Here is a 10437-nt window from a genome sequence, read left to right as displayed (position 1 = left end):
CGGGGCAGTGGTGGTGTCATTGCATTTTTCAGTGAAAGGGGGAACATGGATGATGAAGTTGACCCAGAAGGAGGAAAACATATCCTTGTACATCAGGCCCCTGGTTTCAATCGGACAAGGCAATTTTACTCACCAAAATATGAGACGGCAGAATACTATGACCATCCCGACCTGAGAAGTACAGTCTATTGGAATCCTTTGGTATTGGTAAGTCCAAATTCAACAAGAAAAGTCAGTTTCTTCACAGGTGATATCACCGGTCGTCACCGCGTTCAGGTTGAAGGCATCACAAGGGATGGCATTCCTGTGAGTGAGGTGTTTTATTTTGAGGTTAATTAATCCTACTTTGGCAAAATGAATATTAAAGGAAGAAACCTGCCAGGTTTATGTGCAGTAAATGCATTTGATTAACAGTTTAAAGGTGTAAAAAACTGGCAGGTTTTTTAGTTCATTCGCAACATGACAAAGTAAGATCAATGATTTTGAGATTTTACCTTAAATTCCTAAATTCCAGAAACTCCAACTAGATGAAAAACCTGTTTAAACCGGAATACCTTCTGATCTTTCTGATTGGCATCACATTTTATTCAAACCTCTTGGCACAAGAACAATTCAATTATAATGAATCCAGAGTCCCGGATTTAGTTTTGCCTGATCCATTTGTCAGCACCAAAGGGGAAATTATTAAATCGGTAAATGATTGGGAAAGCATCAGAAGACCGGAACTGATCCGGCTTTTCACTGAAAACGTCTATGGACCTATACCGAGGGATTTTGATGGGATTCATTTCGACGTTTCCGTAGATTCCGATCATCTCTACAAAGAGGTGGCATTGAAAAAAAATGTGGACATCAAGGTTACAAGAAATGGGAAAGCTCAGACAATAAAGTTGTTTGTCTTTTCCCCCCTTGAAGGAAAAGGACCTCACCCGGTATTTCTTTTGATCAGCCATAGAAATGTCCAAGGTCTACTTGAAGATAAAGAAGATCAGTTTTTTCCTATAGAGCAAATTGTTAGTAGGGGATATGCAGCGGCTATTTTTGACGTGGAAGATGTTTCTCCTGATGATAAGGCGAGGTTTTCTCATGGGATATTGGACAACCTATATCCCGAACAATTGGAAATGTCAGAGGGTATGCGGGGTTTGGCAGCATGGGCCTGGGGAGCTATGAGGGCAATGGATTATTTCGAAAGTGATATTTCAATAGATCAGAAAAGGTCTGCATTGGTGGGACATTCCAGAGGAGGGAAAGCTGCTTTATGGTGCGGGGCCAATGATAAAAGATGGGCAGTGGTCATTCCCAATGAATCCGGTTGTGGAGGTGCGGCACTGTCACGAAGGAGATTCGGCGAAACTGTGAAGCGCATCAATACCAATTTTCCCTATTGGTTCAATGATAATTTCAAGACCTTCAATGACAATGAAGGTGCATTGCCGGTTGACCAACATCTTTTGGCAGCCTGTATTGCCCCAAGGTCTATCTACATTGCATCAGCCATAGAGGACCAATGGGCCGATCCCAAAGGAGAGTTTTTGTCGCTCAAGTTGGGTTCAAGGATCTATTCAGAAATTTATGGGATCAAGGTTGACCTGCCGGAAAGTTTTGAAAACCACCAAAGAACTATCCATACAAATTCAGTAGGTTATCACCTCCGTGACGGCAAACACAACCTGACACTTTATGATTGGGAGCGTTTCATGGATTTTGTAAATAAAGAATTTGAGAGGAGGTAATCGGAGAGGTCGATGGATTGTAAGTTTTTTGCAAATTGGCCAAAATCAACGAAGGTTCAGTAAAACTGATTTTCCTTTTCTAAAATTGGATTTGTATGTTTCTTAATTTAAGGATGTATATTTAAGTGTAATTAATAGTCGTATGAAAACAATCAAAATTGAATTACCCGGTGAAATTGAGAAACAATTGGAACTGATCAATGAAGATAAGCAATCCTTTATAGTTGAAGCGATCAAAGAAAAAATCAATAAGAGGGAATTTTTGAACAAAAAATTGGAAGAGGGTTATAAAGCTACTTTTCAAGAAGATAAAGCGATAACAAAAGACTTTGGATAAAGTAAGAATTGGGAAAAAAATAGGAGAATTGCCTTTAGATAAAATCGATTATGTTAATATTTCTATTTTAATTCATTTAGGGATTGAAAGGTTTTAAATTTTAGTTGGTTTTTATTAGCACGCTGATAACACTGATTTTGCTGATTTTCACTGATTTAATTACCTGCGTAAAATCAGCTTCATCCCGATAATCGGGACAGGTACTGCGTTCTATCAATATCCCAATATCCCAATATCCCAATATCTTAATATCCCAATATCCCAATATCCAAATATCCAACCCCCCATTCAATCTAATACTCAATCAATCCTCTTATTGGTCTTCAAATACCCCATCAAATCTACAATCTCTTTTTCCGTAAGGTTTTCGAATAAGCCGGGGGGCATCATGGAAACTTCTGTCACATCCTTGGATTGGATGCTGGATTTGTTGATGATAACCGGTTCTTGGCCTACTACGCGGAGCGTAATCTGCCTTTGGTTTTCTCCGATAACATTTCCGGAATAAGTCCTGCCGTCCCGGGTATTGATCACCACCATCTTATAGTCGTCCTGAATTTCTGCACTGGGTTCTATGACATTGAGTAAGATATACTCCACATCCGACCGGTTGGAACCTGTCAGGTCGGGCCCCATTTCACCGCCCTCACCAAACATTTTATGGCAACTGCCACAGACATTATTGAATACTGTTTTCCCTGATTTGATATTCGCAGATGCGATTGCTGACGGTTGGAGTATGTTTCTATATTTATTGTATGCGGCTTGGTCACTTGGCACCTGTTCTATGGGTCCCCAGACTTCTATAAATCCGCTTCCCACAACCCGGAGCAATTGTCTGGCAACACTGACAGGAACTTCTGATTTGGCCATCTTTTTATCCTTGATTTCACGGGTCAGCATATTTCCATATCTCGACCGGGAGGAAAGGGTCTGCATGGCTATCTGTTTTTCTGTGGCATCAAAAACCGGATACTTCTCTATCAGCAACCTGCCCAAACTCTCATTGTCAAAAGCGGCTATGGAACGAATGGCTTCTTTCCTCATTGCAGGTTCTGCGATCAACCCCGGTAATTCAGTGATAAGTCCTGTTCTTTGTTGCGCCGTAAGTGTCTGAAGGGCCTTTTGTCTTTGGTCAATTGATTGCTTTTTATCTTTGAGAACGGCAAATGCCCGTTGGGTTGCCTCCGTATCTCCAAACAGGCTTGAAATCTCCAAAGCTAGTTCTTTCTTTTGGCCACCTGATTTCTCTATTTTTTCAGCTACTGTCTTCCAATTTGATGGGATTTTCAGATCAGTCCTACCTTCCATACCGCTCAACATTCCCGACATCAGGAGTTCTGTATTGGGACCACCTTTACCGATAAAGGCAACCAATTTTTGGATTTCATCTGCATCCACTGCTTTTCTTGCGATATTTTGGGTGACAAAGGGGATTTTGGATTGGGCGGTAAGTTCAAGGAAATTGTCCGTGTTTTCTACAATCAAAGATTCTATCCCATACCAAATGATTTTGGGCAGGTTATGGTCATTGGCATCTTCGGAGTGGTGAAGCAGGTTAGAAGCAATCAATAAATTATCCTTAGATGGAATCCTTTGCAGGGCGGTGGCAAGATATAACCTGACTACCGGAGAATTATCCTCATCTGCCATTTTTCTGAATTTTGCCAAGGCGGTTGCGGAGGGTTTGAGGTCTTCACAAAGCAACTGTATGGCCCAAGCCCTGATATATTGGTCTTTATCTGAAAGTGCATTGAGCAATTCATTTTCAGTAAATCCACCAACCTGATGCAAAGACCACATCGCCCTTAACCTCCAATTTGGGTTTTTGTCATTTTGGTAGATTGACTTTAATCCTTTAATGGTATTTGCTTCCAATTCTCCCTTCACGGCCCTTTTATGTAAAATCCCTCTTGCCCTACGGGCATGCCAATCACTTTTATTGGTCTGAAGTGATATCAACTGTTTGTCGGACATTTTATTAAGATCAGAATACCTACCTTCAAAATCAGCAGCATGTGATTTTTCGGGCATTATTCTGAAAATCCTTCCTGTTTCCTCATTAAGGACTTCCTGACCGCAGATATCGGCATCGTGCCAATCGAGCACATACAAACCACCATCAGGACCGATTTCCATACTGAAACCTACCCATTGGGCATTGTTGGCCAACATAAAATCATCTCCGTGTTTCCCTTGATAACCCGAACCTTTTGGTACAAGAATATCTGAAAGCACAGCATGTTCATGGATATTCGCCATAAAAATCCTGCCCTGTTCTTCCTCGGGAAATGCATCCGATTGATAAACCCGGGCACCGCCATGGGCAGAACGGTGACTGTGGTCAGCGATGGTCTTGATATCTTCATACACATAAGGATTGAAATGCTGCCCGCCCTGACGGTGGTATATTCCTCCGGGAATCACATGCCAAAGGTGGGGGATGACACAGGCAGTCATCAGGAGTTGGCCATTGGCATCATAATCTATCCCCCATGGATTGCTGAAACCATGGGCCACAACCTCAAACCTGTCTTTGACGGGATGGTAGCGCCAAACCCCTCCATTGATATCCACACCCTCTTTATCAAATATATCATCCGGAAAAGGGTCTTTGTGGTAATAGAGTTTGGAATCACCGTTTGGTTTTCTGATTTTGGAAGGCGTCGCAAATCCCTGTAATCCATAAAGCCAACCATCCGGGCCCCAATGCAGGCTGTTGAGGGTTTCATGTCTGTCCCTGATGCCCCAACCTGTGAGCAAAATCTCGATGTCTTCCAGATCAGCTTTGTCATCACCGTTTTTGTCAGGGACAAAAAGAAGATTCGGGGGCGCGCCCACATATAGTCCATCAAAACCAACAGCTATCGCCGCAGGGAAGGCCAGGCCCTCCAAAAAAACCTTTCTACTGTCAGCAACACCATCTCCATTGGTGTCCTCCAATATCAAAATCCTGCTGTCGCCGGCATTCGAAAATCCATGGCCTCTTGATTCATAATCTTTGTTTTCGGCAATCCAAAGCCTGCCCCTGTCGTCCCAACAAAATGCCATAGGTTGTGTCATCATGGGTTCGGAGGCCCATACATTGACCTTATATCCGGGTTTGATGGTCATTGCTTCTACAGCCTCCTGCGGGTTGAGAAATTTGGCATCCCTTCCTTCCCTCTGTGCAAGTCCCCAAAGTTCAGTGGTATTATACATGCCCGTTTTTCCAGAGAACTCTCCCCACGCTTCTGTCAATTTAAGGTCATTTACTTCTCCGGTAAACACCATCAGTTGAAGCTTGATTGTTTCGGTTTTACCTTTTTCTATCATCCAATCCCCATCTTTGGTAAAGGCCGGTCCTAAACCCAATTGTCCATCCACGCGCCATTTGTTGGGATAACCCCTGTTTTCGGGATGGTCGAAAACTGCAATGTTGGCAAAGTCGTCCCGGCCTTCTACCTGCATCCCGACATTGACCCACATAGAAGGCTGGCCTTCTGCATTTTCGTTTTTCTGACGGGCAGCATTGATGATTTCTCCCTTGATCCCCTCTTTCCATGGCATTCTGACAAATAAGCTCCCATAATCATATTGCCCGATAGTGATCGCTTCAATAGCTTCCCCTTTCCATTCTAAATCCAAAAAGTATTTACCCCCTTCTTCACTTAAGGACCAATTTTGGGTTTCAAGCATGATTGCTTCGCCTTTTTCATCCAGCAAATGATAAACTGTCTGCCATTTTACTTCATTTCCTTCAGCCTCTATCACATTTAGGGCAATCTTTTTCCAATAATCCTGCTGAGGGTTATGGAAGTAATCCCGCCCATTTACCCTGGTCAATCCCCAATACAAACCAGTTTGATGTTTGTGGTGTCCCGGACTGTATTCTGTCAAGGTTCCTTTGCCATCGGGTGCCATGATGGGGTGGATGTAAGGCCTGAAACCCTCTTTGGCATTCTGTACTAAAATGGGATCATTGTCTCCCTTTCGGAAAACCGATATGGTGCCTTCACTTTCGTCTTGGATCAAGGTCAACAACGATGCCTCATACATTTGGCTCTCACTTTCTGAATCATTAGATTGATTGCCTGAACAGGAAAAAATAAAAAAGAGGAGACCTGATAGCAATAGATGGGAAATGTTTGATTGGTTCATTTTGTGGATATTGCTTGGGTGTAAATTTTTAAAGGGTTCTTGTTTATTGGAAATTTTCGGCATCAAAATATAATCAATGAAACCTGAATATTTTAATATTTTCCTTACGATAGGTCAATAATTAATTTTGCTGATTGATAGACAAACATTAGTTTGCATAAATAATTATCGACCAACCCAAATCAAAGTGAAAAACCAGAAAGAACTTTTCCAGCTTCCAGAAGATATCCACTACTTAAACGGCGCTTATATGTCGCCTTTGCTTCGTTCTGTTGAAGAAGCAGGCATAGCAGCATTGATCAAAAAAAGAAACCCTACCCAAATAACCCCAACTGATTTTTTTTCTGTTGCAGAAACCCTTCGGGGAAATTTTGGAAAGCTGGTCAATTGCTCTGGTGAACAAGTTGCCATTATCCCTTCAGCTTCCTATGGATTGACATCAGCCATCCAAAATCTACCAAAAGACAATGGTTCTACCGCCTTGGTAGTTTCGGATGAATTTCCCAGTGGTTATTATGCCATTGAGAAATGGTGTAAAATTAACAACAAACAATTGAAGGTGATCAAAGCACCTGAATCTATGGTAAATAGGGGGCAGCAATGGAACAGGCAGATTATTGATGCCATCAATGATGATACCGCAGTTGTTTTGATGTCTTCTATTCATTGGACAGATGGTACTTTGTATGACCTGAAAGCAATCGGCAAAAAATGCAAATCCCATAATGCTATATTTATTGTTGACGGTACCCAATCCGTAGGAGCATTGCCCATAGATGTGGTTTCGTTTCAGATTGATGCTTTGGTCTGTGCAGGTTACAAATGGCTGATGGGACCTTATTCGATAGGATTGGCCTATTATTCTGAATTCTTCAATAGCGGATCACCCTTGGAGGAAACATGGATGAACAGGAGCAATGCACAAATTTTCTCAAGCCTGACAAATTATGTGGATGATTATTCCATCGGTGCAGGAGGATATAATATGGGTGAATTCAGCAATTTCAATTTGCTCCCCATGTTGAACGCCGCAATTGAGCAGATTTTAAAATGGGATCCTTCCAATATCCAATCTTATTGCGATCAATTATCCCAACCTTTGATCAATTTTTTAAATGATAATGAATTTTGGGTTGAGGTGCATGATTATAGGGCAAAACATCTTTTTGGTATTGGGCTACCTGAGGGAGTAGACAGCCAACTTGTCCTCCAAAAGTTAGTGGACAATAGAATTTTTGTTTCAGTACGTGGCAAAGCCATCAGGATTTCTATTCATTTGTACAATACAGATGATGATATAGCAGCATTGATCAGTTTATTGAAAGGAATTCTGGCGGAAAAACGATAAATTCAAATTGTCTATGACCACCAATCGAAGAGATTCCATGAAATACACCGGACTGACCGGAATAGGAATGCTTGGCGGTAGTTTCGGTGAACTGCTTTCCACTCCTTACAAATTAAAAACACCCCTGAATATGCAAGACCCCTTTCAAAAAAACCAACTTGGACTTTATGGTCCATGGGCCAAAAGTCTGTTTTTGGATGGTTTGCCAAGTTTATCTTTTCGTAGAAATGACTTTACTGATCTGGAGGCTTGGAAAAAAATGGCTTCTGCTAAGGTCAAGGAAAGGATGGGATACCTGGGTTTGGAAGGGACCCCAAAAGTAACCGTTCACAGGCAAGTCAGATTTGATGGATTGATCGGTGAAGAAATCAGCTATCAGTTGCCCTATGGAAATCCAACAAAAGCAGTAATCCTGAAGCCTGAGCATGCCAAAGGAAAGCTTCCGGCTGTTTTGGGTCTGCATTGTCATGGAGGAAACAAATATTTAGGTTTGGAGAAGATCACCAGGTTGGATGGCAATGTACCTGACTATGTGCAGGAGCATCAAAAAACTTATTATCAAGGAAAGGCTTGGGCCAATGAACTGGCTAAGCGGGGCTATGTTGTTATGGTGAACGATGCTTTTGCCTTTGGAAGTAGGAGGGTGATGTTGGAAGATGTGCCTGAGGACAGGAGGATGGGTATTACCGATTTTGATATGAGCAAAAAGGAAAACATAGATTCATACAACAGGTGGGCTTCCGAACATGAACACATTATGGCCAGGTCACTATTTAGTGCCGGGATTACCTGGCCGGCGGTTTATTTGGCAGAAGATCAGGTGGCTTTGGATATTTTGGTTTCAAGGGAGGATGTGGATACTGAAAGAGTTGGTTGTGCAGGACTTTCAGGTGGAGGATTGAGGACGGTGATGTTGGGCGGTTTGGATCCAAGGATTTCCTGTGCCGTATCTGTTGGATTTATGACTACATGGGAGGATTTTTTGCTGAACAAATCCCATACCCATACCTGGATGACGTACATTCCGATGCTTCCCAGAGAACTGGATTTTCCTGAGATTCTGGCCTTACGGGCCCCTAAGCCGACCATGGTATTCAATGACATCGAAGATAGGTTGTTTACTCTTGGGGAAATGAAAAGGGCAGATGAGATCATTTCCGGTATTTTTCAAAAGGCGGGTGCATCGGATCGGTACAAATGTTCTTTCTATCCCGGTCCTCATAAATTTGATCAGGCCATGCAGCAGGAGGCTTTTGATTGGTTTGATAGGTGGTTGAAAAATTAAGTTGATGTGGAAAAGAGTTATTTCCAACCAATAGAGATTTAGAATTATCCGAAAGCTAAAAACACTGATTTTAATATAGTGTCGTCCGACTAATTTTAAAATTAGCCAATAATCTTCATTTTTTACATTTTTAAGCTGTTTCAACTGGAATTTTGGAATGTACCCCCATTATTATTCCCGAACAGGTCTAATTGTACATTTTCAAGATTGTCCAGAGCGTCGCTGATCTGGGCAGAGGACATTTTGAGGAAGCCCAACAGGTTTACATAGCTTGCTGTGTGTTTTGCTGCCAGTTTCACCATGGTGGCAAAATCCTCTGCCTCTTTGGCCATTTTATGGATGACAGTAAAGATCAGGTTTAATATCAGTGCTATCCATATCTGCGTCTTGATGCCGTTTTCGCTGTCAGACAGGAAATAGGTGAGCTCGAAGTTCTGCTTTATCTGTTTGAACAGGGGTTCTATGGTCCATCTGTTTTTGTAAAGCATACAGACTGTCATTGCTTTGAGGTCCATCAGGTTGGTCAGGAACACAAGTCTCTTCCCGCTTACAGGATCTATGTATGCCACCATTCTGGCCTTAGTCCGCCGGTTGGTGGCTGTTGGTCCGCATGTATACTCCAGTTCGACAATGGCGTCCATCTGTACCCCGACCTCACAGTTTTCCTCCAGCGGCATCTGCTCAAGAATGCTGAACTTGGCGTTTTTGTTCATTCTTGTCAGAAAATATACCCCTTGCTCGGTCCATTCGGCATATTGGCGGAATTTCTGAAACCCCTTGTCAAACACTGCAATGGTTCCTTTGGCCAGCTCAAACATTGAAAGGAACACCTTTTCGTTGGTAGCGGCCGCCTTAAGGCAGATAAAGTTGGGCACACGCTCGGAAAGTGTGATCTTGGTAAAGGCCTTTAGTCCTCCCTTCTTCCTCCCGTCCAAGGGAAGCCTCCCGCATGCCTTGAACACCTCCTTGAACAGGCTTACCACGGTGGAATCGAATATCTCGACGGTGCCCGGATCCACCTCTCCGTTTATTTTAAGGGACAAATAGCTGTCCGACAAAAAATCCTTGTAATGGTCGTAGAGCAGCATGTACAGGCGCCCGAAGACATCGGCACTCCGACCGGAATTTGCATCGGAAACACTGCTTCGCTTGGGAACCCTGAAAATGCCGCAATGGTTGAGTTTATCGCCCATCAGCATGAAATTTTTGATGATCTCCCGCAAAGTCGAACTTCCTGTCAGCACTCCATACAACATAAAAACAAACTGGTCCCAGGCTTTTACCTTCTTGTACCATTTGTCGGATTGGTATTCCTCAACGCTTTGTTTGAACAGTTCTTTGGGTATGAATGATAAAAGCTGTCCGAGAATTGGAAGAGAACATTTATTAGCTGTATTTTTACCCATGGCTTGGTTGTTTTGTAGAGATTACAACATTAGCCAGAGGATGGGGCTTTTCAAAGCCTCATCCTTAAATTTGTATTATTCCAAGACCTAAAAATTTACTGCTGGATTTTCTCGGACACCAGTAGTATTATATAACAATATCACAGTAATTGCTTGGAGAATCACGGAACTATATTATTGTGATA

At 42.4% G+C, this 10437-nt stretch carries 7 protein-coding genes and 1 pseudogene; 5 read left to right on the top strand and 3 right to left on the bottom strand.

Annotation, left to right across the window (positions count from 1 at the left end; translation table 11 throughout):
* The 3 genes and pseudogenes from ACEW8O_RS06465 to ACEW8O_RS06455 form a co-directional block, all read left to right on the top strand.
* A pseudogene (locus ACEW8O_RS06465) lies at positions 1-339 on the top strand (hypothetical protein); the annotation flags it as partial.
* A 188-nt stretch (positions 340-527) separates the two neighbouring features.
* Positions 528-1736: an alpha/beta hydrolase family protein gene (locus ACEW8O_RS06460; RefSeq protein WP_373493806.1), complete on the top strand. Its 1209-nt coding sequence runs from the start codon at positions 528-530 to the stop codon at positions 1734-1736.
* A gap of 142 nt (positions 1737-1878) precedes the next feature.
* Positions 1879-2073: a hypothetical protein gene (locus ACEW8O_RS06455; RefSeq protein ID WP_373493805.1), complete on the top strand. Its 195-nt coding sequence runs from the start codon at positions 1879-1881 to the stop codon at positions 2071-2073.
* Between the two features lie 100 nt (positions 2074-2173).
* Here ACEW8O_RS06455 and ACEW8O_RS06450 read toward each other — a convergent pair whose 3' ends face one another.
* Complete coding sequence (locus ACEW8O_RS06450; protein ID WP_373493804.1) at positions 2174-2377, bottom strand: hypothetical protein; 204 nt, start codon at positions 2375-2377, stop codon at positions 2174-2176.
* Positions 2374-6213 carry a PVC-type heme-binding CxxCH protein gene (locus tag ACEW8O_RS06445; protein WP_373493803.1) on the bottom strand — a complete coding sequence of 1280 codons (3840 nt, stop codon included), beginning with the start codon at positions 6211-6213 and terminating at the stop codon, positions 2374-2376. Before ACEW8O_RS06445 ends, ACEW8O_RS06450 begins: the two co-directional genes overlap by 4 nt.
* Positions 6214-6400: 187 nt before the next feature.
* Here ACEW8O_RS06445 and ACEW8O_RS06440 point away from each other — a divergent pair, with 187 nt between their 5' ends.
* Both ACEW8O_RS06440 and ACEW8O_RS06435 read left to right on the top strand, forming a co-directional pair.
* Positions 6401-7561: an aminotransferase class V-fold PLP-dependent enzyme gene (locus ACEW8O_RS06440; RefSeq protein ID WP_373493802.1), complete on the top strand. Its 1161-nt coding sequence runs from the start codon at positions 6401-6403 to the stop codon at positions 7559-7561.
* 13 nt (positions 7562-7574) lie between these two features.
* Positions 7575-8846 carry a dienelactone hydrolase family protein gene (locus tag ACEW8O_RS06435; RefSeq protein WP_373493801.1) on the top strand — a complete coding sequence of 424 codons (1272 nt, stop codon included), beginning with the start codon at positions 7575-7577 and terminating at the stop codon, positions 8844-8846.
* A 140-nt stretch (positions 8847-8986) separates the two neighbouring features.
* Here the strand turns inward: ACEW8O_RS06435 and ACEW8O_RS06430 are convergent, their stop codons facing one another.
* Positions 8987-10252 (bottom strand): IS4 family transposase, encoded by a 1266-nt coding sequence (locus ACEW8O_RS06430; protein ID WP_373493800.1) that lies wholly within the window; start codon positions 10250-10252, stop codon positions 8987-8989.
* Positions 10253-10437 lie beyond the last annotated feature (185 nt).

Source organism: Aquiflexum sp. (genome assembly GCF_041749095.1).
Taxonomy (GTDB): Bacteria; Bacteroidota; Bacteroidia; order Cytophagales; family Cyclobacteriaceae; genus Aquiflexum.
Note: the sequence above shows the minus strand (reverse complement) of the source record. Positions and strands in the feature narration are given on the sequence as shown.

Bases quoted from the DNA above. Each gene is read 5' to 3' on its own strand.
- ACEW8O_RS06460 (WP_373493806.1), top strand. From the start codon at position 528: ATGAAAAACCTGTTTAAACCGGAATACCTTCTGATCTTTCTGATTGGC.
- ACEW8O_RS06455 (WP_373493805.1), top strand. From the start codon at position 1,879: ATGAAAACAATCAAAATTGAATTACCCGGTGAAATTGAGAAACAATTG.
- ACEW8O_RS06445 (WP_373493803.1), bottom strand. From the start codon at position 6,213: ATGAACCAATCAAACATTTCCCATCTATTGCTATCAGGTCTCCTCTTT.
- ACEW8O_RS06435 (WP_373493801.1), top strand. From the start codon at position 7,575: ATGACCACCAATCGAAGAGATTCCATGAAATACACCGGACTGACCGGA.
- ACEW8O_RS06430 (WP_373493800.1), bottom strand. From the start codon at position 10,252: ATGGGTAAAAATACAGCTAATAAATGTTCTCTTCCAATTCTCGGACAG.